The organism is Microbacterium sp. BDGP8 (assembly GCF_029991045.1).
Taxonomy (GTDB): Bacteria; Actinomycetota; Actinomycetes; order Actinomycetales; family Microbacteriaceae; genus Microbacterium; species Microbacterium plantarum.
This window is the reverse complement of record NZ_CP120712.1, coordinates 2,242,261-2,259,259: the sequence shown is the minus strand read 5'-3', so window position 1 is coordinate 2,259,259 and position 16,999 is coordinate 2,242,261. Positions and strand designations below refer to the sequence as shown.

The window sequence follows — 16,999 nt, the reverse complement described above, 5'->3', positions numbered from 1 at the left end:
CGCACCAGAACGCGGATCAACGCGGTCGATCCGTACTAAAAGAGCGCTAAAACGCGCGCTATGATGGAGCGATGACCACGCCCCCGCCAGGCCCGGCTGCTTCGCAGAGCCCCGAGGGTCGGCCCCGCCCCTCCCGCGGCGAGCATCGGGAGCGCAAGGTGACCATCGGCGACGTCGCCGCGCGCGCGGGCGTATCGAAGAGCGCCGTGTCGTTCGTCTTCAATGGACGCGGCGGTGTGGGCGACACCGCTCGTCAGCGCATCCTGCAGGCTGCGGCCGATCTCGACTGGCGCCCTGATTCGCGTGCGCGTGCCCTCTCGCGCAGCCGTGCGCAGGCTCTGGGCTACGTCGTGCGTCGCGAGCCCGAGCTGTTCAGCACCGACCCCTTCTTTCCGCAGTTCATCGCTGGCGTCGAGAGCGGCCTGTCGGGCATCGGCTATGCGCTCATGCTCCAGGTGGTCGAGAGCGAAGATGCCGAGCACGCGGCGTATGTCAGCTTCGCGCGCGAGTCGCGGGTGGATGGCGTCTTCCTCGGCGACCTGCGTATGGACGACACCCGTCCCGATGAGTTGACGCGCCTCGGCATGCCGTTCGTCATGGTCGGGCCAGCTGGTCCCGCGAGTGGCGACATAGCGCCCATCGGCTTGGACGACGCCGCTGGCGTGCGGCGCGCCGTGCGCCACCTGAGTGCCCTCGGGCACCGACGGATCGCGCATGTCGGCGGCCCGGACCGCTACATCCACTCCCACGTCCGCCGGCAGGCCTGGGAGCAGGAGATGGCGCACCTGGGGCTGCCCCCCGGGCCTGCTGTCAGCGCCGATTTCACCGGTGCGGCGGGGGCCTCGGCGACCCACGAGCTACTTGATCTGTCGGATCCTCCGACGGCGATCGTCTACGCCAACGACCTGATGGCCATCGCCGGGATGTCGGCCGCCATCGACCGCGGGCTGACCGTGCCTGGTGACTTGTCGATCGTCGGGTTCGACGACATCCCGCTCGCGCCGTACATCGTGCCGCCCCTGACAACGGTGCGTCAGGACGTGATCGCCTGGGGTAGAGCATGTGCGCATGCGCTTGTCGCTCTGGTTGAAGGCGAAGAACCTGAGGCCGTGCAGCTGCCGTCGGTGGAGTTCGTGGTCCGTGCAAGCACGGCCCGAGTGCAGCGCTGACCGCGTTCTTCGTGGCATTCCGTTCCCCAACGCCCCGGGTCGTCAGGCGATACGCGCGGGCACGCTCGAGGGTGTGACGGCAGCATGCTCGGGCCGCGCGGCCCTGTCGAGAAGGCTCGCGAGCGCTCGGAGCGCGGGAGTCGTGCGGTCGGAGCGCCACACGAGGGCGATCTGACTGGTCTCCTCGAGCCCGCGGACGGGGACGAAGCGGATGTCGCTGCGCTGGTGTTTCTCGACGAGCGGCCGACACACGAGCATGGCGTGCGGGCCGGACGCGACCAGGCTCATTCCTTGGCCGACGCTGGTGATCCCGGCCGACGACGAGATGGGTGTGCCGGCCGGGGTGGTCGCCGGTGTGCGTGCGGCTTTCCAGTAGTCCGGTGCATCGCCGAGGCGGTGCAGCAAGTTCACGCTGGCGAGATCCTCCAGATCGAGCGCCTGGCGTCCGGCGAGCGGGTGGTCGGCGTTGATCGCGACGAACTGGTCTTGCGGTGGGAAGGAGAATCCGATGGTGAGCTCGGGCTCGTGGACAGGGAGCTCGGCGATCACCGCGGGGCTGTTGTCCGCGGTCGCATCCCCGCTCGCTCCGCGGCTGTTGGGCGACCGTGATCGCCGAAAGGTCCTCGCGGCGGCGATGATCGTGCTGGCCCTCGGGAACGTCCTCACGGCCGTCGCGGACGGCTTTGCGATGCTGATGATCGCGCGTGTCGTCCTCGGCATCGGGATGGGCGTGGTGTGGGGCATGGCGTCGGCTATCGCTGCGCGCCTGGTGGCGCCGCGCAGTGTCGCCCTGGCGGTCTCCTTCGCACTCGGCGGCGTCGCGTCGGCGTCTGTGCTCGGCGTGCCGCTCGGTACCGTCGTGGGGAACGCCTTCGGCTGGCGGGTCGCGTTCGCAGTGCTCGCCGCATTGGCCGTCCTCGTCGCCGCCGGGCTCATCTTTCTGCTGCCGGTGCTGGGCCGACGGGGGGGACCGCGCCGGGGCCGCGCCGGTCGCTCGCGCGTCCGAGCGTCATCACCGGGCTCATCGTCGTCGGTCTGGTCGTGATGGCGCACTTCGCCGCGTACACCTACATCCGACCCGCCCTCGAGACGCTGTCCGGCCTCACGGCGACATCCATCGCAGGGCTGCTCTTGCTCTACGGCGTCTTCGGACTGATTGGAAACTTAACTGCCGGATTCGCGGCGGGCCGGCGCCCCGTCGTCACGGTGTTGCTTCTTTCGGGCGGCATCACGGTCGCTCTGGTGGTCTTCGCCTTCTTCGGCGGGAGCGGGGTCGTCGCCGGTATCGCGGTCGCACTGTGGGGAGCGGCCTACGGCGGCTTGTCCGTCAGTGGGCAGCTGTGGATGACGGCGGCAGAGCCTGATCGTAGCGAGCACGTCACCGGTGTGTATGTCGGCGTCTTCACCGCTGCGATCGCGCTTGGTGCCGCGGCGGGCGGATGGGTCATCAAGAGCGTCGGGGTGGTCGCCCTGCTGTTGTCGGCGAGTGCACTCGCGCTGGGCGCGGGCTTTGTCGGCATCGTCGGGCGCGGACCGACTCGCGGGAGCGGTGTCGTCCGCTGATGCGGGGGAGTTTACGGTGGGCCCCGTGGGGCTCGAACCCACGACCCGCGGATTAAAAGTCCGATGCTCTACCGACTGAGCTAGAGGCCCTGAGCTTCCCAGCTTAGTAGCCGCGGGGGAGGCTCCGAACCGACGACCCCGGCGCCCGCCGACATCCCGACCCGCCGACATCCGTCCGGGCACGACAAAGCCGCCGGTGTGCTCGCACCGGCGGCTTCGCCTCGGCCACGGAGATACCGAGGCCGTGCCGCGGGAACCCCTCACCGCGGCTGTTCGGGTCACATCGGGGGCATCAGCACCGTGTCGATGAGGTAGACCGTGGCGTTGGCCGTCGTGACGCCACCGCAGATGACCGCGGCGCTGTCGTTGACCATGATGTTGTCGCCCGAGCCGGTGACGGTCAGGTCGGCACCGTTGACGGTGGTGTGGGTGCCGTCGATCTCGTCGGGCGCGATCTGGCCGGGCACGACGTGGTAGGTGAGGATCGACGTGAGGGTCGCCGAGTCGGTCTTCAGCGACTCGATGGTGGCGGGGTCGATCTTCGCGAAAGCGTCGTCGACGGGAGCGAAGACGGTGAACTCGTCACCGTTCAGCGTGTCGACGAGGTCGACGTCAGGGTTGAGCTGTCCGCTGACGGCGGCGACGAGGGTGGTGAGCAGCGGGTTGTTCGAGGCTGCGGTGGCCACCGGGTCCTGAGCCATGCCGGCGACCGAGCCGGATCCGTCCGGAACGGCTGCGGCGTAGTCGGCACAGCCGGGGCCGACGAGGTTGGCGGCCGGGTCCATCGAAGCGTCGGGCGAAGCCGTCTCCATGGGAGCGGCGGACGACGAGGGGGCCTCGGTCTCCTCGGTCATGGTGTCACCCGATCCCGACGAGCAGGCCGACAGAGCGAGGGCTCCGGCGAAGCCGAGGGCCAGGGCAGCAGTGAACTTCTTCTTGGTGCTGAGCATGATTGCCTCCGTGTGTTCTCCGCCGTGGGTCCGTCCCCGGCGTCGAGGGTTCTTCGGAGGCCCCCACCGATCGGATCGGAAAAAGTTCAAGAAAGTTCGAAACCGAGTTTTCAGGCATCCGAAGCACCCCTCTCATACGAAGAAGGGCGACACGGATGCCGTGACGGCCGTGGCCGCGAAGTGCGGCAGGTAGAGAACCGATAACAGGTCGGCGCTGCATCCGGGAACAGGTCGGAGGATGCGGCATGCTGGTAGCGATGGTCATAGATGGAATGGACGTGCCCGACGACGGGCCGTCGACGGATCACGTCGCGGAGCTGATCCAGCGTTGCGCCGACGGTGACCACAGTGCTTTCGCCCGCCTGTACGACACCCTGTCGGGGCGGGTCTTCGGACTCATCCTGCGCGTGCTGGTCGACCGCGCGCAGAGCGAGGAAGTGCTCCAGGAGGTCTTCCTCGAGGTGTGGCAATCCGCTTCGACGTTCGCTCCGAAGAAGGGGCAAGGAAGATCGTGGGTTCTCACGATCGCCCACCGCCGAGCGGTAGACCGAGTCCGGTCGTCGCAGGCGAGCAGCGATCGCGATGTACGTGCGGGCTACCGAGAGATGGCGACACAGCCCGAAGGCGTCGCCGAACAGGTGGAGCTGCGCATCGAAGGACGGCGCGTCGCTCGGGCTCTCAGCTCTCTACCCGAGGCGCAACGAGAGGCCATCACCCTCGCCTACTACGGGGGTTACAGTCAAAGCGAGATCGCAGCGCTGGTGGGAGCGCCGCTCGGAACGATCAAGACACGGATGCGTGATGGATTGACCAAGCTCCGTAGTGCAATGGGGGTGACATCGTGAACGAACAGACATTCGCCGAGCTCTCGGCAGGGTACGCGCTCGGAGCGCTGTCGCCTGAGGACGAGCTCGCCTACCGCGAGGCCCTCGACGCGCACCCCGAGTGGATGCCCCTGGTCGAGGCGGATGCTGCAGCGGCGGCTCTGCTGTCGGAAGGTGTCGCCGATGTGACGCCCCCGCCGGGCCTGAAAGCGAGCCTGCTCGCGCAGATCGGTGCGCCCGAAGCCGTCGAGCCGCAGGCCGAGACCTCCGCACCCGTCGAAGCGCCGCGCCACGAAGACGACGTCGCCGACCCGGCGGATGAGCTCCAAGACGACGACCCGCGGGCCGCGGCATCCGGCTACTCCGTCGGCTCTCCCGTGACCGAGGAAGTGCAGCTGGTGCAGCGTCGCAACTGGACGCGCAGCCTGTTCGCCCTGACCGCCTCGATCGCGTTGCTCGTCGGCATCGGCTGGGGCGTCGGCACCCTGACGCAGGGCATGCGCGCGCCGTCCGCCGAGAGCGTGCTCGCACAGATCGAGCGCTCCGACGACGCCCAGTCGAGCACCGCACAACTCGTGGACGGCGGCGAAGCCACTGTTCACTGGTCGCCGAGCGTCGACGGCGTCGTGCTCGTCGCCGAAGGCCTGCCCGAGATCGCCGACGACCAGTCGTACGAGGCATGGTTCGTGCGCGGCAGCGCGCCGATCCCGGCGGGCGCGTTCGAATCGAGCGACGGTTCGGCCGCCATGCTTCTCGAGGGTGACATGCAGCCTGAGGACGTCATCGCCCTCACCATCGAGCAGAGCGGCGGGTCGCCGAGCGGCCTGCCCACCACCGACCCCATCGTCGCGATCCCGACGAGCGCCTGACTGCCCGACCCCGTTATCCGGCAGCGGAACGGCTGGCCCCGCGTGGGCCGGCCGTTTCGTCGTTTCCAGCTTGTGCCCGCGAGGGCCGGAGGGCTGCCGCTCTCGCTTAGCCTGGAATGATGACGGACGGATCCCGGGACTACCACAAGCCCGTTCGGCGACCCGCCGACGAGTTCGATCGGCACTTCGCGGGTGAAGATCCGGCGGAGGTGTCTCGCGTCGCCCACGCGACGGCGGGTGCCCTGTTGTCGCGGGTGCGCGAAGACCCGAGCGACGCCGTGGTCGACCGCCTCGTCGGATTCACCGCCGAGCACGGCATCGACACCGTCGCCGAGCTGTGGTCGCGATCGCCCGCGAAGTCGCTGCCGGGCGCGCTCTGGCGGCTGTACCTCCTGCAGCTGATGATCCACCGCGACCCGCGCACGGCCGCGCTGCTCTACGAACGCGGACGGATCGTGCTGCGTTCTGCCGACGAAGTGATCGCCGGGGCCCCCACACCGGCGGGGCCGGAAGAGCTCGTGGCCCTCATCGACGTGATCATGCGCGGCGTCTTCCGCGGCGACTTCGCCGTCGCGCTCGAACGGGCCGCGTCGTTCTGCCGGGTGCAATCCGCCGGAGCGACCTCGGTGGCCGACGACCACGACGTCAGCGAACCCGACCGTTCGTCGGCGCTGACCGCACGCGCCCTGCGCCTGAGCACGTACGCCGACGACCTGGGCTCGTGCGCGGGGCTGTGGCGCCGCGAGGCTCTCACCTGAGGTAGCGCCGGCGTCCGGAGAAAAGCCGGCAAAGACCCCGGAAAAGAGAAGTGCCGGGCCGCAGAACGCCTCTCGGCGCGTGGCCGCTCGCAGCGGCTGAAGATGGAGCCCGGGGTTACTGCGGCCCGGCACATACAGTCTAACGGAGCCTCGGACGTGGGCATTCCCGGGGTAGACAAAACCGGTGGTCGGCCGGTGCTGGAGGGGGCTCGCGGGCGGCGGCGGGCGGGCCGCGATGCAAGGGACCGCGGGCGACGCGCCGGGGAGCGGCATCCGTACCGGGGTGTCGCGCAGGATGTCGTGTATCCCGGCACCGGGCGCGTCGTAGGCTCGGCGCATGGCACTGCGTTTCGCGCTGATGATCGACCCGCTCGCGGCGGATGACACCCGGTCGGACTTCGCGTCGACCTTCACTGCGGTCGATCCCGCGGCCCCGGCGCTGACGGTGGGAGAGCTCAGCACCCAGCGCGGCGACGGCATCTTCGAGTCCATCGGCGTGGTCGACGGCCATCCCCAGGAGGTCGAGGCGCACCTCGAGCGCCTGGCGCACTCCGCCGAGCTCTGCGACCTGCCGGCGCCGAACATCGCCCAGTGGTGGGCGGCCGTGGCTGTCGCGGCATCCGAATGCGGTTCGGGAGAGGGAGTCGTGAAGCTGATCCTCAGCCGCGGCATCGAGCACGGACCGACCCCGACGGCCTGGGCGACGGCATCCGCCGCGGCGGACTTCACCCGGGCACGCACCCACGGCGTCCGCGTCGTGACGCTCGACCGCGGCTACTCCATCGATGCGCCGGCGCGGGCTCCGTGGCTGCTGCTGGGCGCGAAGACCCTGTCGTACGCCGTGAACATGGCCGCCCTGCGCGAGGCGCACCGGCGCGGCGCTGACGACGCGATCTTCCTCAGCTCCGACGGCTTCGTGCTGGAGGCGCCGACGGCATCCCTCGTTCTGCGGCGCGGCGACACGTTCGTCACGCCGGCGCCCAACGGCGGCATCCTGCACGGCACGACGCAGCTGAGCCTGTTCGACCATCTCGCCGAGCGCGGCTTCGAGACGGCATACGAGACGATCCCGGTCGACGAGCTGCGGCGTGCGGATGCCGCGTGGCTGGTGTCGAGCGTCCGGCTCGCGGCACCCATCATCGAGCTCGACGGCGCCGCTCTCGACAGTGACCCCGAGTTCACGGCATCCCTCAACGCCTACCTGCTCTCGCCGCGCGACTGACCCCCGGTCTCGGCGGTCGAGGCCGAAGGTGTGGAGTGGGCATCAGGCGGATGCCGCGAGCTGCAGGCTCGGGTGGGAGCGCAGGGCGCCGAGGACGGCGGACTCGACGAGCTCCCAGTCGTGGACGACGAGCGCGTAGTCGAAGCGCAGTGTCACGTAACCCCATGAGGCGGCGTTCGCGTCGCGAGTGAGGTCTTTGTGGCGCTTCGCCTCGCCGTGGTGATTGGCCATGCCGTCGAGCTCGACGATGAGCCGGTCGCCGATCAGCGCGTCGACGACGCCGACTCCGAAGACGGAGACCTGCGTCCTCACCCGGAGGCCGTGCTTCCGTAGACGCCACCGCAGGAGCGACTCGAGTCCGCTGTCAGCATCCGTTCGAGCGAGGCGCAGCGCCTCCCGGCCGCGGGCATGGGTGTGCCGGCGGAGCCACCGCAGATCGTCCCTCGTGAGGCGGCGCTGTCGCAGCGCGGATTCGAGCGTGACGAAGAAGCGCTCAGGGCCGCGGCATCCGAGGATCTGGCGCAACACCTGCCGGAGGGGAAGAGGACCGGATGCCGCGTCACGTGCATCTCGGTCCCAGTGCTCGATGCACCCGCACGACCCGTGGTGGTGGGCTCGCTGGCCGGTCTTCAGCCATACGTGCGGTTCGTCGTCGTCATCGAGGGTCCAGAGGCCGTGATGCCTCGCGGCCGTCACGCATGCCATCGAGCCGCCGTGCGCTGCAATGGTTCGGGCCGAGGCGCGCGCGCCGGGGGAAGCGTACATGCCGATCCGGATGCGGCTGAGCCGGCCGGAATCGACCGCCGCGGTTCGCCCCGACACCCCGCCCGAACGGCATCCTCACCGGGGTGTCGGCACGGATCCCTTGCATCCGGGCACGACGGCCGCCCGAACGCCCGACGCGGCCCGCCGCACCGGGATGCAAGGCGGAAACGGCGACGCGCCGGGCGAGGAGTCCTCGCACCGGCGCGTCGCGCACGATCCCTTGCATCCCGGCCCTTGCCGGACCCGGCCCACGACGAGCCGGGGGCTCGACTCACCCGAAGCGGCCGGAGACGTAGTCCTCGGTAGCCTGCACGGACGGGGTGGTGAAGATCGACGTCGTGTCGTCGTACTCGATGAGCTTGCCGGGCTTGCCGGTTCCGGCGATGTTGAAGAACGCGGTCTTGTCGCTGACGCGCGACGCCTGCTGCATGTTGTGCGTGACGATGACGACGGTGTAGTCGCTCTTGAGCTCCTGGATGAGCTCCTCGATCGCGAACGTCGAGATCGGGTCGAGGGCCGAGCAGGGCTCGTCCATCAGCAGCACGTCGGGCGAGACCGCGATCGCGCGAGCGATGCACAGACGCTGCTGCTGTCCGCCCGAGAGGCCTGAGCCGGGCTTGTCGAGGCGGTCCTTGACCTCGTTCCAGAGGTTCGCGCCGCGCAGCGACTTCTCGACGAGGGCGTCGGCGTCCGACTTCGAGATGCGACGGTTGTTGAGCTTGACGCCGGCCAGCACGTTCTCGCGGATCGACATGGTCGGGAACGGGTTCGGCCGCTGGAACACCATGCCGACCTGACGGCGCACGAGCACCGGGTCGACCCCGGGGCCATACAGGTTGTCGCCATCGAGCAGAACGCTGCCCTCGACGCGAGCGCCGGGGATGACCTCGTGCATGCGGTTCAGGGTGCGCAGGAAGGTCGACTTGCCGCAGCCCGACGGGCCGATGAAGGCGGTGACGCTGCGGGGTTCGATGTCGAGGGAGACACCCTCGACGGCGAGGAAGTCGCCGTAGTAGACGTTGAGGTCGTTGACTTCGATGCTCTTGGACACGGAGGTTTCTTCTTTCGGGTCAGCGGCCGGTCTTGGGTGCGAAGAACTTGGCGATCAGGCGCGCCACGAGGTTCAACAGCATCACGATGACGATGAGGGTCAGAGCCGAAGCCCAGGCGCGGCCGACGAAGGCCTCGGCGGGGATGCCCTGGTTCATGTACTGGGTGTAGGTGAAGACCGGCAGGGTCTGCATACGACCGTTGAAGAGGTCGTAGTTCATGGATGCCGTGAAGCCGGCGGTGATCAGCAGCGGGGCGGTCTCGCCGATGACGCGCGAGATCGAGAGCATCACACCGGTGGTGATACCGGCGATGGCGGTGGGGAGCACGACCTTGGCGATCGTGAGCCACTTGGGCACACCGAGCGCGTACGACGCCTCGCGCAGCTCGTTGGGGACGAGGCGCAGCATCTCCTCGGTCGAGCGGACGACGACCGGGATCATCAGCACCGCGAGTGCGACCGACCCCATGATGCCCAGGCGGATGCCGGGGCCGAGGAAGAGCGCGAACAGGGCGTAGGCGAACAGGCCCGCGACGATCGACGGGATGCCCGTCATGACGTCGACGAGGAACGTGATGCCCTGAGCCAGACGCTTCCCCTGGCCGTACTCGATGAGGTAGATCGCGGTGAAGATGCCGATCGGGATCGAGATCACGGCTGCGGCGAGAGTGATCAGGACCGTGCCCATGATGGCGTGCAGCGCGCCGCCGCCTTCACCGACGACGTTGCGCATCGACGAGCTGAAGAACTCGCCGCTCCAGCTGGGAGCGCCGAGCGTGATGACGGTGAAGGCCACCGAGACGAGCGGCACCATCGCGATGAGGAACGCGACGGTGACGACCCCGGTCACCAGGCGGTCGACCGACTTGCGGCGGCCCTCCACGGCGGCCGAGACCGCCGTGATGAGCACGAGGTATGCCACGGCCGACAGGATCAGCCATCCGGGGACGTTGAGCGCATCGCCGGATGCCGCGGCGATGACGCCGAAGAAGATGCCGACGACCACGAGCGAGGCGCCGAGGATCGCCCAAGGCCCCCACTTGGGCAGGTGCCCCGTGGTGAGGCTCGTCGAAGCGCTGCGCGCCGACGTGCTCGGGGGAGTGAGAGTCGCGGTCATGTCAGTTGGCCCCCGAGAATTCCTTGCGGCGGCTCACGATGTAGCGCGCGACCGCGTTCACCGCGAAGGTGACGACGAAGAGGATGAGGCCCGTGGCGATGAGGACGTTGACGTTCGTCCCGTAGGCCTCGGGGAAGGTGAGAGCGATGTTCGCCGCGATCGTCGAGGGGTTGCCCGACGTGAAGAGCGCGAACGTGACCCCGCCGGACACGGACAGGACCATGGCGACGGCCATGGTCTCGCCGAGTGCTCGCCCGAGGCCGAGCATGGCGGCCGAGACGATGCCGCTGCGGGCGAAGGGGAAGACGGCCATCCGGATCATCTCCCAGCGCGTCGACCCGAGGGCCAGCGCGGCCTCTTCGTGCAGGGTCGGGGTCTGGAGGAAGATCTCGCGGCAGATCGCGGTGATGATCGGGGTGACCATGACCGCGAGGACGACGGATGCCGTGAAGATCGTGCGGCCCGTGCTCGAGACCGGACCGTTGAAGAGCGGGAACCACCCGACGTTGTCGACGAACCAGCTGTAGATCGGCTGCACGGCCGGTGCCAGTACGCCGATGCCCCACAGACCGAAGACCACGGAGGGAACGGCCGCGAGCAGATCGACGACGTACCCGAGTGCCTGAGCCAGCCGGCGCGGGGCGTAGTGCGAGATGAAGAGGGCGACGCCGAGCGACAGCGGCACGGCCATGAGCAGCGCCAGCGCGGCTGCCCAGACGGTGCCGAAGACGAGCGGCCCGACGTACGACCAGAAGTTGTCGGGCAGGATCGAGGCGTCTTCGTTGGTGGCGACGAAGGCGGGGAGCGACTGGATGACCAGGAAGATCGCGACCGCGGCGAGGGTCACGAGGATCATCGAGCCGGCGAAGAGCGCCGTGCCGGAAAACCAGCGGTCGCCCGCTCGGGTCTTGGCCTTCGGGGCTCCGGTGCGGGTGACCTCGGGTGTGGTGGTCATGGCTTCGATTCTGTGCGACGGACGGGAACCGCGCGAGGTGCCCGGTCCGGCGCGAACCGGACCGGGCACCCGGAGCGTATTACTTGATGGCCTCGATGGCCTCGGTCACCTGCGTGCGCAGGGTCTCCGAGATCGGAGCGGAGCCGGCAGCGGATGCCGCGGCATCCTGGCCCTCGGCGCTCGCGGCGTAGCTGAAGAAGCCCTTGACCATCTCAGCGGTCGCGGCGTCCTTGTACTCGGCGCAGCCGATGAGGTAGCTCACGAGCACGATCGGGTAGACGCCGGCCTCGGTGCTGGTGCGGTCGAGCTTGATCGCGATGTCGGTGGCGGCGCGACCCTCCTCCTCGGGCGAGGCGTCGACGATCGCGGCAGCAGCCTCGGGGGAGTACTCGACGAATTCCTCGCCGACCTTGATCGCGACGGTGCCGAGGTCGCCGGCGCGCGAGGCGTCGGCGTAGCCGATGGTGCCCTGGCCGCCCTCGACGGCCGAGATGACACCCGACGTACCCTGAGCGGCTTCGCCGCCGAGGGCCGGCCACTCCTCGACCGAACCGGCGGTCCAGACGTCGGGAGCGGTCTTGCCGAGGTAGTCGGTGAAGTTGCCGGTGGTGCCCGACTTGTCGGAGCGGTGAACCGGGGTGATCGCGGTCGCGGGCAGCTCGACACCCTCGTTGAGGGCCGTGATGGCCGGGTCGTTCCACGTCGTGATCTGGCCCGCGAAGATCTTCGCCAGCGTCATGGCGTCGAGGTTGAGCGAGTCGACACCGTCGATGTTGAAGACGACGGCGATCGGCGAGATGTAGGTCGGGAGCTCGACGAGGTCGGAGCCCTCGGCGCACGCCTCGAACGGGCCGGCGGTGATCTCGTCGGTCTTGAACGCGCGGTCCGAGCCGGCGAACTGAACGGCGCCGGCCTGGAACGACTCGCGTCCTGTGCCCGAGCCGGAGGGGTCGTAGTCGATCGTGAGACCGGGGTTGGCGGTCTGCAGGCCCTGGGTCCAGGCCTGGACGGCGACCTCCTGCGACGAGGCGCCGCCTCCGACGAGGTTGCCCTCGAGGGAGGGGGCCGAGGAGCCGCTCGAGCCGGCGCCGGCGTCGGGAGCGCCGCCTTCGTTCGCAGCGCAGCCCGCGAGGGCAAGAGAGGCCACGGCGGCCACGGCGCCCAGCTGGGCGAGTCGGGAGAGCTTCACTGTGTGAATCCTTCGCATGTTGATGACGAGAACCCGGTGCAGGTTCGTCCCGAACGGTAGACACCGTCCCTTACGAGAGTGCGCTGTGGGGGTGAACAGAAGGTGAACGGCGCTCCCCAGCCCCGGAAAGACGCGGCTATCGGGGGATCATCGCGTGCGAGATCACACCTTCGGCATGTGGGTTTCGATTGCGACGATCCCGGCCCCGGGGTTCTCCCGCGGCAGGTGCACGACCGAGAATGCGCCCGTCTCGAGCGACGAGGCGCTGCCGAGATACGACCCGCGCAGGGTGCCGGTGGCCAGCGCCATCTCGCTGAGGAGGTCGGGCAGCACCGGGCCGTGGGTGCAGAGCACGACCGGCTTGCGGGCGCGCACGCGATCACCGACGACCGACCGGACATCGGCCTGACCGTTCTCCCAGGCGTCCTGCGAAAGGTGCGGAGACTTGTCGATCCGCTTGCTGATCGCGGCCGCCAGGGGCGTCACGGTGCGCACGCATCGCCGCGCGTCGGACGAGATGATGCGGCGGACGCCGAACGCGACGAGCGGGCCGACGATCGCGTGCGCCTGCTTCTTGCCTCGGGACGAGAGCGGCCGCGCGGCATCCTCGCCGTCCCAGTCCTCGCGAGCTACGGCTTTCGCGTGCCGCAGCGCGATGAGGGGGAATGTGTCGATGGCGCGCTCGTCGACGAGCCGCACGAACTCGTCGAGGATCTCGACGTCGACGGGGTAGCTGAGCGCTTTGCGAGCCTTTTTCAGACTCATCCACTCGAGCGCGGCGATCTCCTTGTTCGGTACGAACGTCGACATCCTGATCGCCAGGTCGGTCGCCTCCGCCGCCCAGTAGTGGACGATCTTCTGCTTCTTGCTCGGCAGGTGGTACCTCGAGACACCGACGGGCGGACCGAGCCGGACCGAGATGCCGGTCTCCTCCCGGATCTCGCGCACGGCCGTCTCGGCGAGCATCTCACCGGGATCGACCTTGCCCTTGGGCAGGGTGAGGTCGCGGTACTTGGTGCGATGGATGATCAGCACCCTGACCTTGTCGTCGACCCACCGCCAGACGACTCCGCCTGCCGCGTACACCGCGGTGTCGGTCATCGCACCGCCCGCGCCCGGCGGCGCCGCTGCACCTGAGCCATGGTGCGGTCCTGCAGATCGACCAGCGGCTTGCCATCGTCGTCGAACGCGTGGCGCGTCCACACCCCGCCGTCACCGAGGTGCCACGAGCTGGTCGAGTCGCTCATCGCCAGGTCGAACAGCGTCGTCAGCTCCTTCACGTGGGCAGGCGCCACGACGCGCACCAGGGCCTCGACGCGGCGGTCGAGGTTGCGGTGCATCATGTCGGCGCTGCCGATGTACGCGATCGTGTCGCCGTCGTTGTGGAACGTGAAGATGCGCGAGTGCTCGAGATAGCGCCCGAGGATCGACCGGACGGTGATGTTGTCGGTGACGCCGGGAAGGTCGGTGCGCAACGAACAGATGCCGCGCACCCACACGTCGACACGCACCCCCGCCTGGCTCGCCCGGTACAGGGCGTCGATGATCTGCTCATCGACCATCGAGTTGACCTTGATGCGGATGTGGGCGGGCTTGCCGTCGAGCGCGTTGCGGCGCTCGGCGTCGATGTGCCGAAGCAGCCCCTTCCGCAGGTGGAGGGGTGCGACCAGCAGCCGCTTGAACTTCTTCTCAATCGCGTAGCCGCTGAGCTCGTTGAACAGACGCGTCAGGTCGCGGCCGACCTGCTCGTCGCTCGTGAACAGGCCGAAGTCCTCGTAGAGCCGGCTGGTCTTGGGGTTGTAATTGCCGGTGCCGATGTGGCTGTAGCTGCGGAGCGTGCCGTCCTCTTCGCGGATGACGTGCAGCAGCTTGCAGTGGGTCTTCAGCCCCACGAGGCCGTAGACGACGTGCACACCGGCCTTCTCGAGCTTGCGAGCCCACACGATGTTGGCGGCCTCGTCGAAGCGGGCCTTCACCTCGACGAGCGCCAGCACCTGCTTGCCGCGCTCGGCGGCGTCGATCAGCGCCTGCACGATGGGGCTGTCGCCCGAGGTGCGGTAGAGCGTCTGCTTGATGGCGAGCACGTGGGGATCGCGAGCCGCCTGCTCGAGGAACGCGACGACACTCGTGGTGAACGACTCGTACGGGTGGTGGACGAGGACGTCGCCGGCGCGGATGGCGCCGAAGAAGTCGGTGCGCCCGTTCTGCTCGGCAGGCTGGAAGGCGGTCGCCGTCGTGGGGACGTGGGGCTTGTACCGCAGCTCGGGGCGGTCGATGCGCGCGAGGTCGAAGAGTCCGCGCAGATCGAGCAGTCCCGGCAGCCGGTAGACCTCTTGGTCGGTGATGTCGAGCTCGCCGAGGAGCAGGTCGAGCGTGACGTCGTCCATGTCCTCGGTCACCTCGAGCCGGATCGGCGGCCCGAAGCGACGCCGGAGCAGCTCGGCCTCGAGGGCCTGGATCAGGTTCTCGGTCTCGTCCTCCTCGATCACGACATCCTCGTTGCGCGTGAGCCGGAAGGTGTGGTGCTCGAGGATCTCCATGCCGGGGAAGAGGTCTTCGAGGTTGTTCGCGATCAGGTCCTCGAGCGGCAGGTAGCGCTTGACCGACGTGCCGGTGTTCAGCTCGACGAACCGGGGGAGCATCGGCGGCACCTTCAGGCGCGCGAACTCCTGCCGGCCGGTCTTGGCGTTGCGGATGCGGATCGCGAGGTTCAGCGACAGCCCCGAGATATAGGGGAAGGGGTGTGCCGGGTCGACGGCCAGCGGCATCAGAACGGGGAAGACCTGCGCCTGGAAGTAGTCGTACAGTCGGCCGCGCTCGGAATCGTCGAGGTCGTCCCATCCGACGATCTCGATGCCCGCCTCCGCCAGGGCGGGCTGCACCATGTCGCCCCATGCGCCGGCGTGGCGCAGCTGCAGCGCGTGCGCCTCGGCGGAGATGTCGGAGAGCACCTCCTGCGGAGCTCGGCCGACGTTGGTGGGTACCGCGAGGCCGGTGACGATTCGCCGCTTGAGGCCCGCGACGCGCACCATGAAGAACTCGTCGAGGTTGCTCGCGAAGATCGCCAGGAAGTTGGCCCGCTCGAGCACCGGCAGCGTCGGGTCTTCGGCGAGCTCGAGCACGCGCTGGTTGAAGGCGAGCCAGCTGATCTCACGGTCGGTGTAGCGGTGGTCGGGCAGCTGTGCGTCGACGTCTTCGACGGCCGGGTCGAAGTCGTCGTCGTCGGCGTCGCCCAGACCGGAGTCCAGAGCCTCGGTGTCGATCATCCCCTCATCATGGCAGTCCTGCGTGTCCTGCCGGTGAACGAGGCGGAGAGTCAGCTCTGCGCGGATGCGCCGCCGGCGGGAACCGGCTCGTCTTCGTACACGTTGAAGCGGTAGCCGACGTTGCGGACGGTGCCGATCAGCTGCTCGAGGTCGCCGAGCTTCGCGCGCAGTCGCCGGACGTGAACGTCGACCGTGCGCGTGCCGCCGAAGTAGTCGTATCCCCAGACCTCGCTCAGCAGCTGCTCGCGGGTGAACACCCGCGAGGGGTGGGTCGCGAAGAAGTGCAGCAGCTGGAACTCCTTGTACGTGAGATCGAGCGGCCGTCCGTGCACCTTCGCTGAGTACGACGACTCGTCGATCGTGATGCCGGAGGTCTGGATGCGGCTCGAGACCGCCTCCTTGCTGACACGTCCGATCGCCAGACGGATGCGCGCGTCGATCTCGGCGGGGCCGGCGGTCGCGAGGATGACGTCATCGATGCCCCAGTCGGTGGAGACGGCGGTGAGACCGCCCTCGGTGACGATGAGCACGAGCGGTGCGTCGATGCCGGTGCTGCCGAGGATCTTGCACAGCGACTTCGCCCCCACGAGGTCATGACGTGCGTCGACGAAGACGACCTCGGCGCTGGGGGCGTTGACCAGCTGTGCGGGTTCGGCGGGGATCTGCCGCACACGGTGGCTGAGCAGCTCGAGCGCCGGGAGCGCGAGACCACCGCCGTGCGTGGAACTCAGAACGAGAAGCTGTGCCAACGGGGATTCCTCCGGGAGCGGCCGGGACGTGACCTCATCTTAGGCGTTCGCTGGGTGCGGCCTGTGCGCACCGTCGCACCGCGCGACATGGTGGGCCACAATGGGACGGTGACCACGCCCGATCTCGCACCTCCGCGCACCGTCGTCGGAGTCGTCGCCGTCTGGATCGCCGCGGCCGTCGCCGCAGTCCTCGTGGGAATCCTCGCCCCCGCCGAAGACCGGGCGATGTGGATGCCGGTGGCCCTCGGTGGCTGCCTGATCCTCGCCTTCGCGGTCCAGCTGGCGCTGGGACGGGTGCGCGGCTTCATCGAGCGCGTGGCCGTGAGCGTGCTCGGCGCGCTGTTCGTCATGGGCTTCATCGGCATCGGGTTCGGGCTCGCGTCGCTCGTCGGAGCCTGACCGCAACCGCTTGCCACAGGCGTGAACGGTCCGCGCGGGCATAGAGTAGAGACATGGATCTCCTCGCGCTCGAAATCTTCTACGTGGGCCTGCTCGGACTGGCGTCGCTCGCCATCGTCTTCGTGTCGGGTGTCGTCGTGAAGAACCTCTACC

At 68.8% G+C, this 16,999-nt stretch carries 18 protein-coding genes and 1 tRNA gene; 8 read left to right on the top strand and 11 right to left on the bottom strand.

Going from position 1 to position 16,999, the window contains the following annotated elements; all coding sequences use genetic code 11:
* Positions 1 to 71 precede the first annotated feature (71 nt).
* Positions 72 to 1,169, top strand: a complete 1,098-nt coding sequence (locus tag P6897_RS11015) for a LacI family DNA-binding transcriptional regulator (RefSeq protein WP_274178686.1) — start codon at positions 72 to 74, stop codon at positions 1,167 to 1,169.
* Positions 1,170 to 1,211: 42 nt separating this feature from the next.
* Here the strand turns inward: P6897_RS11015 and P6897_RS11010 are convergent, their stop codons facing one another.
* On the bottom strand, positions 1,212 to 1,718 hold the full coding sequence (locus tag P6897_RS11010) for a LysR substrate-binding domain-containing protein (RefSeq protein WP_282501234.1): 507 nt from the start codon (positions 1,716 to 1,718) through the stop codon (positions 1,212 to 1,214).
* Between P6897_RS11010 and P6897_RS11005 the strand changes: the two genes are divergently transcribed.
* Complete coding sequence (locus P6897_RS11005; protein ID WP_282501233.1) at positions 1,678 to 2,214, top strand: MFS transporter; 537 nt, start codon at positions 1,678 to 1,680, stop codon at positions 2,212 to 2,214. The two genes, P6897_RS11010 and P6897_RS11005, sit on opposite strands and share 41 nt — an antisense overlap.
* Positions 2,211 to 2,732 (top strand): hypothetical protein, encoded by a 522-nt coding sequence (locus tag P6897_RS11000; protein ID WP_282501232.1) that lies wholly within the window; start codon positions 2,211 to 2,213, stop codon positions 2,730 to 2,732. The genes P6897_RS11005 and P6897_RS11000 overlap by 4 nt, the downstream gene beginning before the upstream one ends.
* A 17-nt stretch (positions 2,733 to 2,749) precedes the next feature.
* Here the strand turns inward: P6897_RS11000 and P6897_RS10995 are convergent.
* Positions 2,750 to 2,822 (bottom strand) — tRNA-Lys (locus P6897_RS10995).
* A gap of 188 nt (positions 2,823 to 3,010) precedes the next feature.
* Positions 3,011 to 3,682, bottom strand: a complete 672-nt coding sequence (locus P6897_RS10990) for a fasciclin domain-containing protein (protein ID WP_274178683.1) — start codon at positions 3,680 to 3,682, stop codon at positions 3,011 to 3,013.
* Positions 3,683 to 3,927: 245 nt separating this feature from the next.
* Here P6897_RS10990 and sigK point away from each other — a divergent pair, with 245 nt between their 5' ends.
* The 4 genes from sigK to P6897_RS10970 all read left to right on the top strand — a co-directional run bounded on the left by sigK (position 3,928) and on the right by P6897_RS10970 (position 7,355).
* On the top strand, positions 3,928 to 4,527 hold the full coding sequence (gene sigK, locus P6897_RS10985) for an ECF RNA polymerase sigma factor SigK (RefSeq protein ID WP_274178682.1): 600 nt from the start codon (positions 3,928 to 3,930) through the stop codon (positions 4,525 to 4,527).
* A complete protein-coding gene (locus P6897_RS10980; protein WP_282501231.1) occupies positions 4,524 to 5,375 on the top strand; it encodes an anti-sigma factor in 852 nt (283 codons plus the stop codon). The genes sigK and P6897_RS10980 overlap by 4 nt, the downstream gene beginning before the upstream one ends.
* A 119-nt stretch (positions 5,376 to 5,494) precedes the next feature.
* On the top strand, positions 5,495 to 6,133 hold the full coding sequence (locus P6897_RS10975) for a DNA-directed RNA polymerase subunit beta (RefSeq protein ID WP_274178680.1): 639 nt from the start codon (positions 5,495 to 5,497) through the stop codon (positions 6,131 to 6,133).
* Positions 6,134 to 6,470: 337 nt separating this feature from the next.
* A complete protein-coding gene (locus P6897_RS10970) occupies positions 6,471 to 7,355 on the top strand; it encodes an aminodeoxychorismate lyase (RefSeq protein ID WP_282501230.1) in 885 nt (294 codons plus the stop codon).
* A gap of 42 nt (positions 7,356 to 7,397) precedes the next feature.
* On the opposite strand, the gene P6897_RS10965 is transcribed toward P6897_RS10970, so the two are convergent.
* The 8 genes from P6897_RS10965 to P6897_RS10930 all read right to left on the bottom strand — a co-directional run bounded on the left by P6897_RS10965 (position 7,398) and on the right by P6897_RS10930 (position 16,447).
* Positions 7,398 to 8,177 carry a DUF559 domain-containing protein gene (locus P6897_RS10965; RefSeq protein ID WP_282501229.1) on the bottom strand — a complete coding sequence of 260 codons (780 nt, stop codon included), beginning with the start codon at positions 8,175 to 8,177 and terminating at the stop codon, positions 7,398 to 7,400.
* Positions 8,178 to 8,391: 214 nt separating this feature from the next.
* On the bottom strand, positions 8,392 to 9,171 hold the full coding sequence (pstB, locus tag P6897_RS10960) for a phosphate ABC transporter ATP-binding protein PstB (RefSeq protein WP_112617144.1): 780 nt from the start codon (positions 9,169 to 9,171) through the stop codon (positions 8,392 to 8,394).
* 19 nt (positions 9,172 to 9,190) lie between these two features.
* Positions 9,191 to 10,288 (bottom strand): phosphate ABC transporter permease PstA, encoded by a 1,098-nt coding sequence (gene pstA, locus P6897_RS10955; RefSeq protein WP_112617143.1) that lies wholly within the window; start codon positions 10,286 to 10,288, stop codon positions 9,191 to 9,193.
* Position 10,289: 1 nt separating this feature from the next.
* Positions 10,290 to 11,243, bottom strand: coding sequence for a phosphate ABC transporter permease subunit PstC (gene pstC / locus P6897_RS10950; protein ID WP_112617142.1), 954 nt, complete (start codon positions 11,241 to 11,243; stop codon positions 10,290 to 10,292).
* Between the two features lie 79 nt (positions 11,244 to 11,322).
* On the bottom strand, positions 11,323 to 12,432 hold the full coding sequence (gene pstS, locus P6897_RS10945; RefSeq protein ID WP_274178677.1) for a phosphate ABC transporter substrate-binding protein PstS: 1,110 nt from the start codon (positions 12,430 to 12,432) through the stop codon (positions 11,323 to 11,325).
* Positions 12,433 to 12,594: 162 nt separating this feature from the next.
* Positions 12,595 to 13,533, bottom strand: a complete 939-nt coding sequence (locus P6897_RS10940) for an NUDIX domain-containing protein (RefSeq protein WP_274178676.1) — start codon at positions 13,531 to 13,533, stop codon at positions 12,595 to 12,597.
* Complete coding sequence (locus tag P6897_RS10935; protein WP_112617139.1) at positions 13,530 to 15,698, bottom strand: RNA degradosome polyphosphate kinase; 2,169 nt, start codon at positions 15,696 to 15,698, stop codon at positions 13,530 to 13,532. The genes P6897_RS10940 and P6897_RS10935 overlap by 4 nt, the downstream gene beginning before the upstream one ends.
* Positions 15,699 to 15,748: 50 nt before the next feature.
* On the bottom strand, positions 15,749 to 16,447 hold the full coding sequence (locus tag P6897_RS10930; RefSeq protein WP_112617138.1) for a response regulator transcription factor: 699 nt from the start codon (positions 16,445 to 16,447) through the stop codon (positions 15,749 to 15,751).
* Positions 16,448 to 16,555: 108 nt separating this feature from the next.
* On the opposite strand from P6897_RS10930, the gene P6897_RS10925 reads away from it, so the two are divergent.
* Positions 16,556 to 16,846 carry a hypothetical protein gene (locus P6897_RS10925; protein WP_274178675.1) on the top strand — a complete coding sequence of 97 codons (291 nt, stop codon included), beginning with the start codon at positions 16,556 to 16,558 and terminating at the stop codon, positions 16,844 to 16,846.
* Positions 16,847 to 16,999 lie beyond the last annotated feature (153 nt).